Below are 18,442 nucleotides of genomic sequence, written 5' to 3'. Positions count from 1 at the left end.
AGTTATCGTGTGATCGCAGATAGTCACACTTGTTGGCTCAGTCCTGAGGACGTTGATGAAGAAGGCAGTTCTGGTACTCGTCACGGCCGTCGCCGTGATCGCGGCGGCACTGATCCCCTCGGGGCGACCAGTGGAGGCCGCGACCTCGGGGTTCGGGTCGGCGTTGTCCGCGGTCAAGCAGGTGACCTGGCAGACCAACGCCAGCGTGAACGCGCTCGCCGTCGCCGGCAACACGGTGTACGCCGGCGGCCTGTTCACCCGGATCCGGCAGCCTGGCAAACGCGTCGGTCAGGGTGACGCGGCGCGGACCTATCTCGCCGCGTTCAACCGCACCACCGCCGCACCCACCCGGTTCGCGCCGAAGCTCGACGGGCCTGTCTGGAGCATCGCGACCAGCCCGAACGGCAAGTGGGTCGTCATCGGCGGGGACTTCACCACCGTCAACGGTCTCCCCCGCAAGCATCTCGCGATGTTCAGCGTCGCGACCGGCAAGCTCGTCGCCGGCTGGGATCCGGCGGTCGCCTACCGGGTCTCCGCGCTCGCGATCTCCGGCAACAGCGTGTACTTCGGCGGCTCGTTCGGCCGGGTGGACAACGTTGAACGCAACTACCTGGCCGCCGTGACCCTCAACACCGGAGTACTGCTGCCTTGGGATCCGGACGCGGACGACGAGGTCTTCGCGATCGATCTGTCCGACAACGGCACTCGCGTCTTCGTCGGCGGCGGCTTCAGCACGCTCAAGGGCGACGACCACTACGCGCTGGCGATGCTGAACACCACGACCGGCGCCGCCTACTCGATGCCGGCCGCGGCGGCCATCCCGGAGCCAGACCTGGATTGCGTCAGCCGGGTCAAGGACATCGACACACTTGGCAGCAAGGTCTTCGTCTCCAACGCCGGCAGCGGGCGAGGCTGCTACGACGGCGTACTGGCCGCTGATGCCAGGACTGGCAAGCTGCTCTGGCAGAACAACTGCCTGGGCGCCACCGAGGCGATCAAGGCGATCGGCAACTGGCTCTACAAGGGTTCGCACGCCCACGACTGCAGCCGCGACGGCGGTTTCAAGGAAGGCGCCGGTACCTTCCACCTGCTGGTCGAGAGCGCGATCAACGGCAAGCTCGGCCCGTGGTACCCGAACACCAACGGAGGCGGTACGACGGAAGTCGGGCCGCTGGCGTTCGCGTCCGGCGGCAACGACCTGTGGGTGGGCGGCGACTTCACCAGCGTGAACCGCACCGCCCAGCAGGGTCTCACCCGCTTCACCAACGCTCCGGGCGGTGCACAGCCTGGCCGCCCGGGCGCACCGAAGGCGTCGAGCACGCGCGCAGGCAAGGCGACGATCAGCTTCCCCACGGTGGTCGACGCGGACAGCATCGCCTTGACCTACACGCTGTTCCGGGGCACCACCAAGGTCGGTTCCTGGAAACGCAGTTCCTACTCGTGGGCGAAGCCGGCCGCAACGACCTTCACCGACACCCGCTTGAAGAGCGGCAAGGCGTACAGCTACCACGTCCAGGTGAGCGACGGGCGCAATCTCAGGAGCGGCGCTGCTACTGCAGTGAAGATCCGCTGATCCTTTGCGGCTCGTCCAGATCGCCGAGGTCGGCGTCCCAGTCGTCCTCGTCAGTCGCCTCGTTGTGGCGTGCGATTTTGAGGAAAGCGATGATCAGCAGGATCGGCCCGAGAACCATCGCCAGCTCGGGAATGCCACCCATGTGCAGCGCGATCACGAGGCCGTCACCAGCGCTATCCCACCGGCGGTGAAGGCAACCATCGCCGCCAGCATCGGGTACTGCGCCCGCCGCAGCTGGCGCCGGCGGAACAGCTGAGTCGCGCGATCGTGCGCGGACACTACCCCGAGTACGTGTCCGAGCACGATCGCGCCGATCTGGACGGCCGCGATCAGGCCGGTGCCCAGGAACGCATAGTCGATCCGCGCATCGCCCACACCGAGCAGGTCCCAGCCGCGGCCGAACGGATCCGTTGCCAACAGCAACCCTTCCTGGCCCTGGAACATCGCGAACGAGAAGTAGTGCGCGACGGCGTACCCGATCGCGATCGGCACCAGTGAGTGCACAAAAGCGCCTGGCAGGCCGGCGTACCCGAGCCCACCCGGCCTGATCCGGGCCGAACCGGTCGCCCGGGCGGCGAGCAGGAAGAGAGTCGCGACCACCGCGACCGCGACCAACAGGCCGAGCGTGTAGACGAGGATGTGCGCGGTCCGGCCGAGTTCGCCGGTGAGGTTGGTCCAGGCGGACCAGCGGCTGATGCCGTCGAAGGCGGTCGACCCGAGCAGCAGGCAGAGCAGGCCGACCATGCCACGCTCTTGCGGGATCGTGGCCAGGCCGGCGAGCGGGTTTCGGAGTACGAGCCGGTGCTGCTCGTCGCGGCCGAGCGGGCTGAGCTTGGCGAGCACCTCGGCGTACACCTCGAAGCTGTCGCCCGTGGCGAACCAGCGCGGGCCGTAGATGATGCCAGCGGCAACATTCACTGTGGCATAGACGGTGAGGAAGATCGCCACGACGAGCGGTTGAGAGCCTTCGGGGTAGGCAAGCTCCAGCCAGAGAAACCCGAGCAGTCCTGCGACGGCCGGCCAATAGGCGATGCGCGTCGGCAGATCGCGGTACGTCGTACGCGGCAGCAGTCCGGCGAGGGTGCGGAGCGGATTGGCCAGGCGCCAGACCGGGCCGAACACGAGCGACAGCGGGATGATGCCGACCCAGATCCAGACGTAGAGCCAGGTCGGCGCCGGGTTGAGGCCGGGTGAGCTGCTGCCGAACCACGCTGCCCCGAGCAGCAGCGCGAGTGCGGTGCATCCGATTGCCTTGAGCAACCACCGGGTGGGCTGGGCGTCGACCACGTTGGTCAGCCAGCGGAGCGGAGTACCGGTGGTGCGCTCGAAGCGCGGTTTCGACCAGAAGGCGGCGAGAGCGAAGAAGGAGACGGCCACTGCCGCGGCGGCGGAGTAGACAGCCAGCCAGAGCGGGACGGGCAAGTCACCTCGGCCGCCAATGCCGTGCAGCGGGACCAGCAGCACCACGGCGCCCTCCGATCGACTCGCTATATGACCAATCGAATGTAACACGCCCAATGTCACATAGCGAGACCTTGCAGACACCCCGGCCCGGCTCGCAACGCCCGCTCCGCTCCGCCGGATGCATCGCTTGCCGACACTGGCGGGCGCAGCCGCGGACGCTGGCTCATGCGCCACCGCCCAGGCGGCCCGTGCCAGCACTGAAATCGGGTCATGCGCCGGGGGCGGCCCGTGTGCCAGCACTAGAACCGGGGCGCGGACCGCCACCACTAACGAACCCAGCCCCAGCCCCCGACACACCGAGGGGAAACGATTGCTCGGGAGGTTAGATAGTGGTGGCCGTCCGGCCGTGCCGCCCAAACCTGATGCGGTCCTTGACTAACCGGCTTCGGAGGCTCGGAACCGAAGGTGCTGGCTAGGCGAAACGCCGGTGTCTTGTCCGGGCTGGCGATCTGCCCCTGCACCGCCACTCCTGGGACCCGATCACCCGCCGGAGCGCCAAGCCGACGAGGCGCATCGCAGCTGACTCACCAGCCGCCCGCGCGCGGTGGTCAGCGGGTCAGGTACTCGCTTCGGTCGAAGCGCCTGGTCAGCTGGCGGAACCGGAAGGTGAACGACGGCCAGAGCGTGGTGTTGCGCCCCTCGGCGTCGAGGTACCAGCTGGTGCAGCCGCCTCGGGTCCAGACTGTGTTCCGCATCGAGGAGCGGACCCCGTCGACGAACTCACGCTGCACCTCCGGCCGTACTTCGACCTGCCGCAACCGCTCGGCATCCATCGTCTGCAGCGCGTCCAGGATGTAGGCGATCTGCGACTCGATCATGAATACCATCGAGCTGTGCCCGAGGCCGGTGTTCGGCCCGATCAGCAGGAAGAAGTTCGGGAAGCCGGCGATCGCGGTACCGAGATGCGCCTCCATCCCATTCGCCCAGGCCTCGCGCAACGTCACCCCGTCGCGGCCGTGCAGCATGTCCATCACCGGCAGGTCGGTGACCCGGAACCCGGTGCCGTAGATGATCGTGTCGACCTCGTGCTTCACACCGTCGTCGGTGACGATACCGGTCGGGGTAACCTCGAGGACGGGCTCTGTGACGACCTCGACGTTCGGCTGCGCGACGGCCGGGTAGTAGTCGTCGGAGATCAGCACCCGCTTGCATCCGAGGGTGAAGTCCGGCGTCAGCTTCGCGCGCAGTTCGGGGTCGCGGATCTGCTGGCGCAGATGCCGCTCGGCGATCTTCTGGCCCTGCTTCATCATCGCGGGCAGTTTGGCGAAGCCGAGTACGAGCGACTCACGGCTCCAGTAGATCCCAGCCCGAACCGCCTTCTGCGCAAGGGGAAACGCGCGATAGACCCGCTTCTCGATGACACTGATCTTGCGATCAGGCCGCGGCATCACCCACGGCGGCGTCCGCTGGAAAAGATGCAACTCCTCGACGTCGGGCTGGATCGCCGGGACGAACTGGATCGCCGAAGCGCCGGTCCCGATCACCGCCACCTTGCGGCCACTCAGGTCCAGGTCGTGGTTCCACTGCGCGGAGTGGAAGACCTCCCCCTCGAACGACTCGATCCCCGGTAGCTTGGGGATCGACGGCTCGGCCAGCGGGCCCATCCCGGACAGCAGTACTTCGGCCGTGAAGTCGCCCTGACTCGTGTGGATCAGCCAGTGATCGTCCTGCCAGTGCGCCGACTCGACCGCGTGCCCGAAGCGGATGTGCGGCCGGACCCGGAATCCGTCGGTCACCTTCGCCAGGTACGCCTCGATCTCCGGCTGCGGCGAGAACGTGCTCGACCAGTCCGGGTTGGGCGCGAACGAGAAGGAGTACAGGTGCGACGGCACGTCACAGCGGCAGCCCGGGTACGTGTTGTCGCGCCAGGTCCCGCCGACGTCGGCGGCCCGCTCCAGGACGACGAAGTCGTGGTAGCCGGCCTGCTTGAGCCGCACGGCCATCCCGATCCCGGCGAATCCGGTGCCGATCACGACGATCCGGTGATGCTGGCCTGCCGTCATAGAAGCCTCCTGAGGATGAACTTACTGCCAGTAAGTTACTCGGAGTCAGTTAGAGTGTGCAAGTGACCTCGACCACTGACAGCGCAGTACCGGCGAAGCGGCGACGGGATCGCGCGGCGCGTGAGCGGGAGATCCTTGACGCGGCCGAGCGGATCTTCGGCGAGCGGGGCTACCAGGGCACGTCGATGGACGACATCGCCGCCGCGGTCGGCGTCTCCAAACCGCTCGTCTACCAGTACTACGGCTCGAAGGATGGCCTCTTCCTCGCCTGCTTGTCCCGCCTGCGAGCCCAACTCCTGGACGCCGTCTCCGACGCGGTCCTCGCCGCCCCCGACGCCGAACAGGCCATGTACGCCGGGTTCGTCGCCTGGTTCACCTTCCTGGACGAGCACCCGCGCACCTGGTCCGTGATGGTCGACGAGGGCATGCTGTCAGCCGGCCCCGCAGCCGTTGCCGCCGACGAGGTCCGCGCCGAGTTCGTCGGCCTGATCGCGACAATGGTCCGCCTCAACCTCCCCGCCGACCACCCGGCCGACGACGACGAGATCCAGATCGTCGCCCAGACCGTCTCCGGCGCGACCGAACGCCTAGCCATCTGGCGCACCCGCAACGGCGGCACCCCAACCCCCGAAAAGGTCGCCACCACCCTCCAAAACCTCCTCTGGCACGGCCTGAACTCCCTCCGCCCCTAACCCCGTCCACCCGCCACCCCGGCCAGGCTTCCACCCGCCACCCCTAGCCCGGCCTGGTTCCCCGACGCCCGGATCACCGGCCCGTACGGCGCCCGCCCTGGCTCGGCGCCGACGCGGAGACCCAGCCCATCAATGGCCGCCACCACCCCTCACCCCAGCACCTCTACCACGCCTGGATCGCCGGCCAGGCTCCGCTCTACCGCGCGACTGATGGGATGGGACTCCGCCCACCCGGCGCCGCGACACTCGGCGTACCGGCCCGTACGGCGTCCGCCCGCCCGGCTCGGTCTCGACGCGGCGACCCAGCCCATCAATGGCCACCACCACCCCTCAACCCAGCACCCCACCACGCCTGGATCCGCCAGCCACGCGACGGTTTCCCGGGCGACTGATGGGATGGGGCTCCGGCCGGCCCCGCGCGGCTCGGAGTACCGCCGTGCGGTGGCCTGTTGGCGGGGGTCCGCGGTGTCGGAGTACCGGGCTGTGCGGTGGCGCTGAACGCGGGGGCGTGGTGTTTGGAGGGGCGGGGTGTGCGGGGGGTGGTGGGGTGGCGTGATGTGATCGACCCGTGGGTGTACTGCGGGTTCCGCCGACGGCGATGGTGCTGGGTGGCGTGGTGTCGGTGCAGCTCGGTGGGGCGCTGGCTGCCAAGCTGATCGAGCACTTGGGTGCCGCCGGCACCGTTTCCGTCCGGCTCGCGCTAGCCGTGCCGATCCTCCTGCTGATCGCCCGCCCAAGCCTGCGCAACCGCACCCGCCGGGACTTCCTCGCGGTAGTTGCCTTCGGCATCGTCCTCGGCCTGATGAACCTCTCCTTCTACCTGTCGCTGGAGCGCTTGCCGCTGGGCGTCGCAGTCACCATCGAGTTCATCGGCCCACTCGGCCTGGCCGCGGCGATGTCACGCAAGCGCCGGGACCTGGTCGCCGTCGCGGGCGCGGCGCTGGGCGTAGTACTGGTCAATGGGCATGAGCTGTCCGCGGTCGACTGGCTCGGCGTCGGGTTCGCCGGACTCGCCGGCGCGTTGTGGGCCTGCTACATCCTGCTCAGCGCGGAGACCGGCCGGCGATTCGCCCAGCTCGACGGTCTCGCGCTGGCGATGGTGGTGAGCACGCTCATCACCGCACCCGCCGGTCTCGTCACCGCGGGCAGCGAGTTGCTGCACTGGCGGTCCCTCGCACTCGGGCTGGCGATCGCCGTACTCTCGTCCGTCCTCCCCTACTCGCTGGAGACGCTCGCGCTGCGGCGGATGAAGCCGGTCGTGTTCGGCATCCTGATGAGCATCGAGCCGGCCGTCGGCGCGACCGCCGGCTTCCTGATCCTGAGCCAGCGGCTGGCCGTCATCCAGCTCGCCGGGATGGCCTGCGTGGTCGCCGCCTCGATCGCGATCACTCGCACGTCCCGCTCCGAGGCGCCCGACATCTGATCCGGCCGGGCCCAGATACATAGGATCTCCACGCTGAGAATGCGCATTCTGATAGCTGATGACGCCTTGACGCCGGTAAGTCATCCGAGGTTGACTTGCCCTGACTTCGGTCAGATCTCTTCTATATTCACCTTCGCAGTTTCCGCCCCCAAGAAGGTGCCTCGAGAAGGCGACCCGTTCGCTCGCTGCCCCCTGCGACCGGACGGCTTTCGTCGATCTCTTGAGCTGGACGGGAGCGGTGCGAGGGTCCATCCGAAAGGACACCGCCCCCATGAAGTCATCAAGGATGAAACTCCGAAGTCGGTGGGCCGTTGCCGGCCTCGCGCTGGCCACTGGCGTCGCCGGGCTGTTGACGGTCGTCGCCCCGGCCCGGTCGGCCGACGCCGCACAGAATGCTGTCACCGCGCCGACCGCTGCCGCCGCACTGCCGGCCGGATTCAAGAGCGTCGGCTACATGCCGTCCTGGTCCGGCAGCGTCAACAGCATCCAGTACAGCAAGCTCACCCACATCAACTACGCGTTCGCGCTGCCGAACTCCAACGGCACCCTGCAGGCGATCCCGGACACGGGCAAGCTGAATTCGCTGGTGAGCCTCGCACACAGCAACGGTGTGAAGGTCTCGCTGGCCATCGGCGGCTGGAACGACGGTAACGACTCGGCGTTCGAAGCCCTCGCCGGCAACTCCGGCGCCCGGACGACCTTCGTCAACGCGGTGGTCAACGCCGTCAACACGCACAACCTGGACGGCGTCGACATCGACTGGGAGTACCCCGACCCGGGCACCTCCGGCAACAACTTCACGGCTCTGATGTCGCAGCTGAGCACCGCCATGCACAGCAGGGGCAAGCTGCTCACCGCTGCGGTGGTCTCCGAAGGCGGCACCGCCAACGGCGTCCAGCCGGCGGTCTTCGGCTACGTCGACTTCCTGAACATCATGGCGTACGACGGCGGCAGCCCGCACGCCAACTACGACTGGTCCATCAACGCGGCCAACTTCTGGAAAGGCCGCGGTCTGCCGGCCGCCAAGACCGTGCTCGGCGTGCCGTTCTACAGCCGGCCGACCTACCTGACGTACTCGCAGATCGTCGGGATGAACGCCAACAACGCCAACGTCGACTGCGCCACCATCAACGGCGCCCAGCAGTGCTACAACGGCATCCCCACGATCAAGCGCAAGACCCAGTGGGCGGTGGCGAACGCCGGCGGCATCATGAACTGGGAGCTGTCGCAGGACACCAGCGGCGCCACGTCCCTGGTCAGCGCGATCTTCGATGCTGCGGGCGGTACCGGCAACCCGCCGGGCGGCAAGACCGGCACGATCAAGGGCATCGGCGGCAAGTGTGTGGACGTCGCCGGCGCGAACAGCGCGAACGGAACGGCAGTCCAGCTCTGGACCTGTAACGGCACCAACGCGCAGACCTGGACGGTCGGCACTGACGGCACCATCCGGGCCCTGGGCAAGTGCATGGACATCAACGCCGCCGGTACGGCGAACGGCACCCTGGTTCAGCTCTACGACTGCAACGGCACTGTCGCTCAGACCTGGCAGGCGCAGGCGAACGGATCGCTCCGCAACCCGAACTCCGGACGCTGCCTCGATGCGACCGGCCAGAGCTCGGCGGACGGCACCCGGCTGCAGATCTGGGACTGCCTCACCCGCAGCAACCAGGTCTGGACCCTCCCGGCCTGATCCGACCGTCAGCCCCATCCACCCTGCTGCAGGGTGGATGGGGCTGACGGATGTCATGGGTACGTCGTGACGCCCGCCCCAGGGCCGGACCGCGGTACGGCGGCAGCCTTCTGGCTGGCTCTGATGACTCGTCCACCCTTGGTGACTTAGGCTGGCGCGTGGGGGAAAGGGGTCGGCAGATGACGATCGAACAGTTCAGTGGCAGGGGACGGCTGGCGGATACCGGCGAGGGGATCACCGGGGACGAGTTGCAGCTGGCGGCTCGCAACCACGGGATTCCGCTGGAGGCGCTGCGGTACGAGCTGACGCCGCCGGGGTTGCACTACGTGCTGGTGCACTACGACATTCCGGCCACCAACGCGGCCACCTGGCAGCTCACGATTGACGGTTGCGTCGAGCAACCACTCTCGTTCGGGCTGACCGAGCTGCGGGCGATGGGCCGGCAGACGGTCCGGGTCACACTGGAGTGCGCGGGCAACGGTCGCGCCGGGCTGCAACCGCGGCCGATCAGCCAGCCCTGGTTGATGGAAGCGGTCGGCACCGCGGAGTGGACCGGCGTACCGCTGGCCGGTCTGATCCGGGCGGCCGGGATCCGCAAGGACGCGATCGACGTGGTGTTCACCGGCGCGGACCACGGCTTCGAGCGTGGCGTCGAACAGGACTACCAGCGTGGGCTGAGCATCACCGAGGCGATGGAGTCCGACGCGATCGTCGCCTGGGAGATGAACGGCGCGCCGTTGCCGCCGCAGCACGGGTATCCCCTGCGGCTGGTGATGCCGGGCTGGTACGGGATGGCGAGCGTCAAGTGGTTGCGCTCGATCGAGCTGATCGACCACGAGTTCACCGGCTACCAGAACGCGGTCGCGTACCGGATCCGCCAGGAGCCGAACGAGGTCGGCGTCGGGGTGACCCGGATCGAGCCACGCGCTTTGCTGATCCCGCCCGGGCATCCGGACTTCATGAGCCGGCACCGCTTCGTCACCGCGGGACCGGTCGTCCTGCAGGGGCGCGCCTGGTCCGGCTGGGCGCCGATCGAGCGGGTCGAGGTCAGCGTCGACGCCGGGGTCAGCTGGCAGGACGCGAAACTCGATGCCGAGAGCAACGACCTGTCCTGGCGCGGCTTCTCCTTCGACTGGGACGCGGTCCCCGGTGAGCACGTGCTGACCGTCCGTGCCCACGACCGCAGTGGGCGCGTCCAGCCCATCGAGGCGCCCTGGAACCGCGGCGGCTTCGCGAACAACTCCGCCCAGCGGATCACCGTCCTGGTCCTCTGAGCCCGCCCGCCCGCGTGTCGGGTCGCGGAATCGGCGCTGAACAGTTTCATGATGGAGCTGTACAACGCACGGTTTCTCTACTCACGGGATGCGGGCGATGAACAACCTGGGCACGGAGATCCACCTGCACGCACGAGTGTTCCGCGCAGGCTGTGACTGGTACGCCGATATCGACGACCACGCGGATCCACAGCCGGACGATCCCTACTGGTACGGCTACTACACCTCCCAGCGAGCCGCCGTCGACGCGGCCTGCGAACGCATCGCAGCCCTCCACCGAGCCCAGGCCCAACGCCTCAGCCAACAACTGATGCTTAGAGCAACCACCTCGGCCTGAACGGCTACTCGGGCTCGTTGCCGTGTTTGCCGCCTATCTGGTACGGCGTGCTGACGCCTTCGTATGCCAGGTGCGTCATCAATCCTTCCGACGCGTGCGGCAGGTTGTGGCAGTGGTCCATCCAGATGCCTGGGTTGTCGGCGAGGAAGGCGATCTCGTAGGTCTCCTTGTCGCCCACCTCTAGCGTGTCGATCCACCACGGCGTTCCGGTCGCGGCGACGCCGTTTCTGGACAGCACGACCGCATGGTGACCGTGCAGGTGCATCGGGTGCGCCTGCCCGCTGGAGTTGCTGATCTTCATCACCACCACGTCCCCCTCGGCCACCATGTACATCGGTACGTCGGGGAACTTGTGCCCGTTGATCGTCCACCACAGCCCCGGCACCCCGTCGAGGAAGCCCGGCCGCCGGCCGATCCGATACTCGAACCGCCGATCGGCCTTCGCCGGATCCAGCCCGAGCGGTGCGCGCGTCCCATAGCTCAGCAGATCGACGGTTGCGCTGGGCAACGGCTCGGCGGACGCAGTACCGGAGCCGATCTCCATCGACACAGTCCCCGCATCCAGCCTCAACGCGCCCGACGCCGGCACCACGGCTTCGAGATCAACCCGCGCCCCAGCGGCCAAGGGAAACGCTGCCGTCACCGGCGTCGGCCCGTGCAGCTCGCGCCCGTCGACCGCGATCACCTTGTACTGCGCGCCGACCAGCCCGGTCCGCACGATCGTGTTGTCCGTGTTGATCACCCGCACCCGCACCTTCTTGCCCGCGGCAACCTCCACCCGCTGCGACCCGGTCCGCCCATTGATCGTCCGCTTCCCGTCATAGGTGTGGATCGCCGCGATCACGTCGTCGTCAGCGCCATCGATCACGATCGTCCCGAACAACCCGCCCCGAACCTCTTCACTCGACACCTGATGCGAGTGATACCAATACGTCCCCACGTCATCGGCCAGGAACCGATAGACATGCTTCCCACCCACCGGTACTGCGTCCTGCGTGACCCCGGCGACCCCGTCCTCACCATTGGGCACATCGATCCCGTGCCAGTGCAGCGTCGCGCCATCCGGCACGGACTCGTTCACCAGCGTCACCTCGACCAGCTGACCCTGCTTCGCCCGGATCAGCGGCCCCGGCGACGACCCGTTGAGGGTGAACCCGTCCATCGACTCACCACTCGCCAGAGTGAACTTCTGCTTCTTGGCGACCAGCGTGACGGCGACATCGGGTTTGCCGGTCCGCGGCCCGGTCAGGTCGGCCACGCCCTTCCCATTTTGATGCTGCCCACCATGATGCTGGTGCCCAGACGACGGACCGCCGCCATAGTCGGCGTACCCCATGTCCATCGCCGAGTAGTCGTTCGGGACGAGGCTGGTCGCCCAGAGGTACGCCAGCGGTACGAGGACCGCCAGCGTCACTCCGAGGGCGATCAGGCGCCCCTTCCACTTACGCACTGGTCGCGGGCTGGACCACGGTCGCGGCCCGGCGAGATGCCATCCCGGCGACGCCGGCGATCGCGAGCCCGTTGATCCCGTGCAGGATGCCGAGCGCCGGGATCCCGAAGGACACGACGGCCAGCGCGAACTGCAGGGCCACCAGACCGACCACGATCCCCGCCAGCATGCGGCCGCGCGGTACGTCGGTCATGAACGACACGATCAGGAACACCAGGGCGAGCAAGCCGATCGCCGTACCGGCCATGCTGTGGTAGCTCTGCCCGAAGTTGCTGTAGTCGGCGCCGATCGTCGCGCCGTCCTCCGCATCACCGGCGATGGTGAACCCGGCCATCGCGATCGAGGCGATCTGCAGCACCACCGCCAGGGCGATGAGCGACGCCATCACCCGGTACGCCGCCCTCATGCGCCCTGCCCTTGCCTGCGCTTCTTGACGATGACCACGCCCGCCACGATCAACAGCAACGGCAGGAGCGGCGGATGCCCACCACCGACCGTGCACGCGATCGAGGCCAGTACGGCGACAACGCCAAGCGCCATCAGCAACGGCAACGGAACCCGCCCAAACGGCCCCCGCCCGCCACGCATCCAAGGCGGCCCGTACTGCGCCTGCGAGCGCCCGCCACTCCCGGCCGCCGAGCCCCGAGCCTGGTCCCGCGCCCCGGCCTGGTCCTGCGGCGCCGTCCACGGCGGCCAGGCCCAACCCCACGGCCCAGCCCACTGCTCATCCTGCGCCGAGCCCTGCTCCGCCCCGGCCGCCCGCTCGCCTGGAAGGTCTTCGAACAGCCCAGCCAGCTCCGTCTGCGTCTTCGCCTGCAGCGCCTCGCCGACCCGCTCCTGGTGCTCCTCGGCGCTCAGCCGGCCGGCCTCGTAGTGCGCACCCAGCCGCGTGACCGCTTCCTCTCGTTCCCGATCGCCGATCCGGACCGGCTTCTCCTCGTTCATGACACTCCTCGGTGTTCGCAGTTTCCAACTGCACCGATCGTGTCTTCCGGACCACCCTCACCGCGTCGCCTCGGCGGCTACACCTCACCTACTCCCCCGGGGGCACCCTGCGCCCCCGGACGCAGTACGACGTACTCCCGCTGGGGTATGCCGAGTCAGGGACGGCCCAGGGTCCGACCCCGGTCTAGGAGTTGGCGGCGAGGATCTGGTTGACGTCGTCGTTGGCCTTGCTCAGGGAGCCGAGGTCGGACTGGAAACCCATCACCGACTCCATGGCCGGGGTCATCACTGCTGAGACGTCGGCGGCGTTCGGGTTGGCGGGGAAGGCGAAGACGTCGCCCGCCTCGACCGGTTCGAGGAACGGGGTGACGTCCCAGCCGGCCTTGGCGAAGGATGCCTTTGCCGCCGGCATGCTGGCGGTGACCGCCGGGAAGACCACGCCCGCCCTGGCGACGATGTCCTGCGCCTGCTGCGAGCCGAGGAACTTCACCCACGCCCAGGACGCCTCCTTGCGGGTGGTGCCCGCCCAGATGCTGTCGGCGAGGCCGTTCATCATCGACATCCGCTTGCCGTTCGGCCCCTGCGGCAACCGGGCCAGCTTCGTCTTCACCTGCTTGAGCTGACCGTACGTGCCGAGCATCCACGACCCGTTCGGAGTGATCGCGTACTTGCCCGCGCCGAAGGCCGCCGTGGCGCTGGAGTCGATCCCGGACTTCGCCTGCGCGAGTGTCGGCATGTACCCCTTGGTGATGAGCCCACGCCACCACCCGATCGTCTCGGCGAACTTCGGGTCGTCGTAGAAGAACTTGGTGCCCCACGGCTCGCCCTCGGAGTACTTCCAGCCGTTGGTCGCGGCGTACCAGCTCCAGCTGGTCTGCCCGTCCGCGCCCCCCGCGTCACCGAAGCCGAGTCCGTAGACCTTCACGTTGTCCTTGTCGAAGCCGGACTGGTCCCCACGGCGACCCTTGCTATCGACCGTGAGGCGCGCGACGATCTGCTCGAACGTGCCACCGTCCTGCGGGTTCCAGGTCATCGAGTTCAGCTGCTCGGTGCTGATCCCGGCCGCCTCGGCCAAGGCGCTGTTGTAGAAGTAGGCCTCGGTGTCCCAGTCCTTCGGCAGGCCGTACCGCTTGCCATCGGCACCGATCCAGCGGTCAGCGAGACCTTTCTGGTAGATGCCGAGGTCAACGTTGTCCTGGGCCACGAAGTCGTCGATCGCGAGCACCTGGTCCTTGTCGGCGAACAGCGGGTACTTCGACGAGTGCGAGGTGAACACGTCGGGTGCGGTACCGGAGATGAAGCCGGTGACGAGTTTGTTCCAGTAGTCGGCCCAGCCGTTCTGCTCGATCTTGACCGAGTACTGCGGGTTCTGCTGCTGGAACAGCTTGGCGCACTCGGCGTACATCGGCAGCTGGGCCGAGTCCCACAGCCAGTACGAGATCTCGCCGGCCGGCCGGTCGGCGGCGCCGTTGTTGCAGCCCGCGACAGCGGACGCGGCCAGCCCTGCGAGGCCCGCCTTGAGCAAGGTACGTCGTGACAGATTCATCGAGGTCACCTCACTTGATCCCGGAGAAACCGATGGAGTTGGTGATCCGCTTCGCGAACGCCAGGAACAGCAGGATCATCGGCAGCGCGGCGATCAGCGTCGCGGCCATCAGGCCCGCCCAGTCCGGGCTGCCCTGCGGGGTCTGCGAGCGGAAGATGCCCAGGGCAACCGTCAGTACGCGGACCTGCTCTTGCTGACCGACCAGCAGTGGCCAGAAGTAGTCGTTCCAGGAGTTGATGTAGGTCAGCACCGCGAGCGTCGTGATCGGCGCGGCGCTCATCGGGAGGATCAGGCCGAAGAAGATCCGGCGGTGACCGGCGCCGTCGATCATCGCCGCCTCCTCCAGCTCCCGGTTGATGCCGAGGAAGAACTGGCGCAGGAAGAAGATCGCGAACGGCGTCATGAACGCCCCCGGCAAGATGATGCCGGCGAAACTGTTCAGCAGGCCGAGGTTCTTGATCAGCACGAAGTTCGGCAGCGTGGTGAAGATCGGCGGCACCATCAGCGCGGCCAGGAACAGCGCGAACACCTTGTCCCGGCCGGGCCAGCGCAGCCGGGCGAACGCGTACGCCGCCATCGCGCTGAAGAACACCTGGCAGACCGTGGTGACAGTTGCCACCACCAACGAGTTGCGCAGGTACAGCCAGAAGTTGACCGAGGCACCGGATCCACCCTGGGCCTGCGCCTCGGCGACGGACGACAGCCCGAGCACCCGCTTGAAGGCGCCCAGTGTCGTCTCCACCGGGAGCAGCGCGTTGGGGTGACCGGACAGCTGAGTGTTGTTCGACAGCGCAGTACGGAGCATCCAGTAGAACGGGAACAAGGTCAGGATCATCAACACGATCAGGCAGGCCCAGGCGACCACGCGCCCGGGATTCAGGCGAGTCCTCATGCCAGGTCACTCTCCTTGGCCCGGAGCAGCCGCAACTGCAGCAGCGAGACGACCGCGAGGATCGCGAACAGCACCATCGCCATCGCGGAGGCGTAGCCGAAGTCGAACCGGGTGAACGCCCGCTCGTAGATGTAGTAGTAGATCACCCGGGTCGCGTTGATCGGGCCGCCCTGGGTCGTCACCGCGACGGTGTCGAAGATCTGGAACGAGCCGATCATGGTGACCACCAGGACCATCGCCAGGATCGGCCGGAGCAGCGGCAGCGTGATCCGCCAGAACGTCTTCAGCTCGGACGCGCCGTCCATCTCGGCCGCCTCGTAGACGTACTTCGGAATCATCTGCAGGCCGGCGAAGACGATCAGCGCCGTGTAGCCCATGTGCCGCCAGACGTTGATCCCGGCGATCGTCGGGATGGCCCAGTGCGAGTCGCCGAAGAAGGCCACCGGATCGATCCCGATCCAGGTCAGGCCCTGGTTCACGATGCCGATCTGGAAGTCGAGCATCCAGTACCAGACCAGCGCGACCACGACGTTCGCCACCAGGTACGGCGCCAGGATCACGGCCCGGACCGTGATCGACTGGGTCAGCCGGTACATCAGCATCGCGATGCCGACCGCGAGTACGGTCTGCAGGCCGATGTTGATCACGACGTACTCGACGGTGACGCCGAGCGCGTTCCAGAAGAAGCTGTCGTGCAGCATCCGGTCGTAGTTGTCCAGCCCGTTGAACTCCGGCGCGGACAGCAGGCTGTACTCGGTGAAACTGAGGTAGGCACCCCGCAACGTAGGCCAGATGTAGAAGACCACAAAGCCCAGCGTCGCGGGAGCCAGGAAGATCATCGCGACCTTCAGATCCCCGTACCTTCGTCGTTTTCGTGTCGCGCCGCTCGGCGCACTCGTCGTCGTGGTCACGGGGACGGATACCTCCTCAGTCGATGGACCTTCAGTCGATCGCTTGGACGTCCAGCAGGATCGCGCTCTCGGGGAACTGCGCCGGAACCTGTACGCCGACTGACGCCAGCGCGGCCCCGTTCAGCTCGACCGTGCCGCCGTCGACCCACCAGGGCGCAGTACGCGACTGGGGGCCGGGCGTCGGGGTCTTGCGTACCCGGTAGACCCGGTCCTTGGTGAGACCCGGCAGCCGGACCCGGCCCAAGTCGGAGGTGATCGACTGTGCCAGCTGGACAGCGGAGTAAACCGCACGCGAGCCATCCTGCGCGACCACGCCGTGCAGCAGGAAGTCGTCGGAGCCACGGTCGGCGCGAACCACCCGGCCGGTGTGCAGCAGCGGCCGCAGCTCCTTGTGCAGCGCGACCCACCCTGCCAGCTCTTCGCGCTCCTCGGCCGAAGCCGCGCTGATGTCCCACTCGATGCCGAAGTGGCCGAACAACGCGGTGGTCGCCCGGAAGGCGAGGCTCTGCGTCCGGCCGGTGGTGTGCGCCTGCGGCGGGCCGACGTGGCAGCCGATCAGCTCCGGCGGCAACAGCAACTGCGTGTAGCGCTGGATCTTCTGCCGCTCCAGCGCGTCGTTGCTGTCGCTACCCCAGACCCGGTCGGTCCGCTCCAGGATGGCGAGGTCGACCCGGGCACCGCCGGACGAGCAGGACTCGATCTCCAGGCCCGGGTGGCGTCGCTTGAGCTCGTCCAGCAGCCGGTACACGCCCAGCGTCTGCTCGTGGATGCCCGCCGTACCGGTCTGCTGGTTGCCTCCGTCAACGAAGTCGCGGTTGTGGTCCCACTTGAGGTAGCTGATCTCGTACTCGTTCAGCAGCGAGTCGAGTCGCTCCAGCAGATAGTCGTACGCCGCCCGGATGCCCAGGTTGAGGCCTTGCTGGTGCCGCGCCGTCGGTGGCATCCGGTTGCCGGTGGCAAGGATCCAGTCCGGGTGCTCGCGGGCCAGGTCGGAGTCGGGGTTCACCATCTCCGGCTCGACCCAGAGGCCGAACTGCAGGCCGAGCCCGGTGACGTGGTCGACCAGCGGGTGCAGGCCCTTCGGCCAGATGCCCTCGTCGACGTACCAGTCGCCGAGACCCGCATGGTCGTCGCGGCGGCCGCGGAACCAGCCGTCGTCGAGCACGAACCGCTCGGCGCCGACCTCGGCAGCCGCATCGGCGAGCGTCTTCAGCTTGTCGAGGTCGAGATCGAAGTACACGGCCTCCCAGGTGTTCAGAACGACCGGGCGGTCCGTCTTCGGGTGCGTCTCGCGAGCGCGCAGGAACTCGTGGAAACGGGTCGATACCTGGTCGAGGCCGACGCCGTACGAGCCGTAAAGCCACGGGGTGCTGTACGACCCCTGGGGCGCGAGCCGGCCTTCACCCGGAAGCAGGAGTTCGCCGCCGCCGATGACGGCGTACCCGCTCATGCCGCGTTCGGCGTACGAGCGGTGGTTGCCGCTCCAAGCGGTGTGCACGGCCCAGATCTCGCCGGTGCCGAAGTCGAAGCCGCGGGTGCCCGCGATCAGCAGCAGGGTGGCGTCGGCGCCAGTGCGGCCGCGGCGGTTGTCGCGGACATGCGCGCCTTGAGTGAACGCGTGTCGCTGCGGGTGCCGCTCACCGATGTGCCGACCGGTCATGTCGAGCAACTCGGTCGCCTCGGTCGGTACCGGCAGCGCGAGCACCAGCCCGTCGACCGTGTACGCCGATGCGCCGGTGTTCGTCAGCTCGGCCTTGGCCCGGACGAGCCCGGAATCGGTCAGCTCGATCACCAGAGCGAGACTCAGTCCGGCCTGCGGATCGGCAGCGGTGACCTGAACCGTGTTGCCGCTCTGGGCGATTTCAGTGAGCTGGAAGGACGCCGAGAAGTCCTGTCCGTCGCGATGCCCGTTCAGCCCCGGCAGACCGAACCAGCCCGCGGAGTACTCCGGGATGATCGCGACCGGCTTGTTGTCATCGAGCCCGTTGCCGGCCTGTACCGCGCCCGCTCCCAGCCTCAGGCCAACCAGAGCCGCCTCGTCCAGCGGGCCCAGATCCGCACCCCAGTGCAGCACGGACGGAAGGGCCGGACCGGAGCAGTCCAGGACGAGGCTGACACCCGCCGAGCGGAGCTGCAGCACCTTGATGTTCGACACTGTTGATTCACTCTGCTTTCCGATTGTTTTCAAGACGGAACTATTTACCCGAACAGAGCAGGTGTCAATAGCTTCACACGGTTAAGT

The 18,442-nt window shown here is 67.7% G+C and carries 16 protein-coding genes; 6 read left to right on the top strand and 10 right to left on the bottom strand.

Annotation, left to right across the window (positions count from 1 at the left end):
• Positions 1-55 precede the first annotated feature (55 nt).
• Entirely contained in the window at positions 56-1,573 is a 1,518-nt protein-coding gene (locus A3ES_RS0112085) for a WD40 repeat domain-containing protein (protein WP_020387074.1), read from the top strand.
• On the opposite strand, the gene A3ES_RS0112080 is transcribed toward A3ES_RS0112085, so the two are convergent.
• From A3ES_RS0112080 to A3ES_RS0112070, 3 genes are all read right to left on the bottom strand, one after another.
• The gene (locus A3ES_RS0112080) at positions 1,551-1,730 is read right to left on the bottom strand and encodes a hypothetical protein (protein ID WP_020387073.1); all 180 of its coding nucleotides are present in this window, start codon (positions 1,728-1,730) and stop codon (positions 1,551-1,553) included. The two genes, A3ES_RS0112085 and A3ES_RS0112080, sit on opposite strands and share 23 nt — an antisense overlap.
• On the bottom strand, positions 1,727-3,040 hold the full coding sequence (locus A3ES_RS0112075; protein WP_020387072.1) for a hypothetical protein: 1,314 nt from the start codon (positions 3,038-3,040) through the stop codon (positions 1,727-1,729). Before A3ES_RS0112075 ends, A3ES_RS0112080 begins: the two co-directional genes overlap by 4 nt.
• 545 nt (positions 3,041-3,585) lie before the next feature.
• Complete coding sequence (locus tag A3ES_RS0112070) at positions 3,586-5,040, bottom strand: flavin-containing monooxygenase (protein ID WP_020387071.1); 1,455 nt, start codon at positions 5,038-5,040, stop codon at positions 3,586-3,588.
• 62 nt (positions 5,041-5,102) lie between these two features.
• Here A3ES_RS0112070 and A3ES_RS0112065 point away from each other — a divergent pair, with 62 nt between their 5' ends.
• From A3ES_RS0112065 to A3ES_RS47015, 5 genes are all read left to right on the top strand, one after another.
• Positions 5,103-5,732 carry a TetR/AcrR family transcriptional regulator gene (locus A3ES_RS0112065; protein WP_040454566.1) on the top strand — a complete coding sequence of 210 codons (630 nt, stop codon included), beginning with the start codon at positions 5,103-5,105 and terminating at the stop codon, positions 5,730-5,732.
• 568 nt (positions 5,733-6,300) lie between these two features.
• Complete coding sequence (locus tag A3ES_RS0112060; protein WP_020387069.1) at positions 6,301-7,155, top strand: EamA family transporter; 855 nt, start codon at positions 6,301-6,303, stop codon at positions 7,153-7,155.
• A 286-nt stretch (positions 7,156-7,441) separates the two neighbouring features.
• Positions 7,442-8,845 (top strand): glycosyl hydrolase family 18 protein, encoded by a 1,404-nt coding sequence (locus tag A3ES_RS0112055; protein WP_020387068.1) that lies wholly within the window; start codon positions 7,442-7,444, stop codon positions 8,843-8,845.
• Between the two features lie 179 nt (positions 8,846-9,024).
• Positions 9,025-10,119 (top strand): sulfite oxidase, encoded by a 1,095-nt coding sequence (locus tag A3ES_RS0112050; protein ID WP_020387067.1) that lies wholly within the window; start codon positions 9,025-9,027, stop codon positions 10,117-10,119.
• A 97-nt stretch (positions 10,120-10,216) separates the two neighbouring features.
• Positions 10,217-10,456 (top strand): hypothetical protein, encoded by a 240-nt coding sequence (locus A3ES_RS47015; protein WP_157630472.1) that lies wholly within the window; start codon positions 10,217-10,219, stop codon positions 10,454-10,456.
• A gap of 4 nt (positions 10,457-10,460) precedes the next feature.
• On the opposite strand, the gene A3ES_RS0112040 is transcribed toward A3ES_RS47015, so the two are convergent.
• The 7 genes from A3ES_RS0112040 to A3ES_RS0112010 form a co-directional block, all read right to left on the bottom strand.
• Entirely contained in the window at positions 10,461-11,906 is a 1,446-nt protein-coding gene (locus A3ES_RS0112040) for a multicopper oxidase family protein (protein WP_026162795.1), read from the bottom strand.
• Complete coding sequence (locus tag A3ES_RS0112035) at positions 11,899-12,312, bottom strand: hypothetical protein (protein ID WP_026162794.1); 414 nt, start codon at positions 12,310-12,312, stop codon at positions 11,899-11,901. The genes A3ES_RS0112040 and A3ES_RS0112035 overlap by 8 nt, the downstream gene beginning before the upstream one ends.
• Complete coding sequence (locus tag A3ES_RS0112030; protein WP_020387063.1) at positions 12,309-12,851, bottom strand: DUF1707 SHOCT-like domain-containing protein; 543 nt, start codon at positions 12,849-12,851, stop codon at positions 12,309-12,311. Before A3ES_RS0112030 ends, A3ES_RS0112035 begins: the two co-directional genes overlap by 4 nt.
• A 184-nt stretch (positions 12,852-13,035) precedes the next feature.
• On the bottom strand, positions 13,036-14,397 hold the full coding sequence (locus tag A3ES_RS0112025) for an ABC transporter substrate-binding protein (protein ID WP_026162793.1): 1,362 nt from the start codon (positions 14,395-14,397) through the stop codon (positions 13,036-13,038).
• A gap of 10 nt (positions 14,398-14,407) precedes the next feature.
• Complete coding sequence (locus tag A3ES_RS0112020) at positions 14,408-15,289, bottom strand: carbohydrate ABC transporter permease (protein WP_026162792.1); 882 nt, start codon at positions 15,287-15,289, stop codon at positions 14,408-14,410.
• Positions 15,286-16,200, bottom strand: coding sequence for a carbohydrate ABC transporter permease (locus A3ES_RS0112015; protein WP_237744926.1), 915 nt, complete (start codon positions 16,198-16,200; stop codon positions 15,286-15,288). The genes A3ES_RS0112020 and A3ES_RS0112015 overlap by 4 nt, the downstream gene beginning before the upstream one ends.
• 31 nt (positions 16,201-16,231) lie before the next feature.
• Complete coding sequence (locus tag A3ES_RS0112010; RefSeq protein WP_237744925.1) at positions 16,232-18,388, bottom strand: alpha-galactosidase; 2,157 nt, start codon at positions 18,386-18,388, stop codon at positions 16,232-16,234.
• Between the last annotated feature and the right edge of the window lie 54 nt (positions 18,389-18,442).

It is taken from the genome of Kribbella catacumbae DSM 19601 (assembly GCF_000372465.1).
GTDB classification, from domain to species: Bacteria; Actinomycetota; Actinomycetes; order Propionibacteriales; family Kribbellaceae; genus Kribbella; species Kribbella catacumbae.
Note: the sequence above shows the minus strand (reverse complement) of the source record. Positions and strands in the feature narration are given on the sequence as shown.

Bases quoted from the DNA above. Each gene is read 5' to 3' on its own strand.
- A3ES_RS0112020 (WP_026162792.1), bottom strand. From the start codon at position 15,289: ATGAGGACTCGCCTGAATCCCGGGCGCGTGGTCGCCTGGGCCTGCCTG.
- A3ES_RS0112030 (WP_020387063.1), bottom strand. From the start codon at position 12,851: ATGAACGAGGAGAAGCCGGTCCGGATCGGCGATCGGGAACGAGAGGAA.
- A3ES_RS0112070 (WP_020387071.1), bottom strand. From the start codon at position 5,040: ATGACGGCAGGCCAGCATCACCGGATCGTCGTGATCGGCACCGGATTC.
- A3ES_RS0112085 (WP_020387074.1), top strand. From the start codon at position 56: ATGAAGAAGGCAGTTCTGGTACTCGTCACGGCCGTCGCCGTGATCGCG.
- A3ES_RS47015 (WP_157630472.1), top strand. From the start codon at position 10,217: ATGAACAACCTGGGCACGGAGATCCACCTGCACGCACGAGTGTTCCGC.
- A3ES_RS0112055 (WP_020387068.1), top strand. From the start codon at position 7,442: ATGAAACTCCGAAGTCGGTGGGCCGTTGCCGGCCTCGCGCTGGCCACT.
- A3ES_RS0112035 (WP_026162794.1), bottom strand. From the start codon at position 12,312: ATGAGGGCGGCGTACCGGGTGATGGCGTCGCTCATCGCCCTGGCGGTG.
- A3ES_RS0112050 (WP_020387067.1), top strand. From the start codon at position 9,025: ATGACGATCGAACAGTTCAGTGGCAGGGGACGGCTGGCGGATACCGGC.
- A3ES_RS0112025 (WP_026162793.1), bottom strand. From the start codon at position 14,397: ATGAATCTGTCACGACGTACCTTGCTCAAGGCGGGCCTCGCAGGGCTG.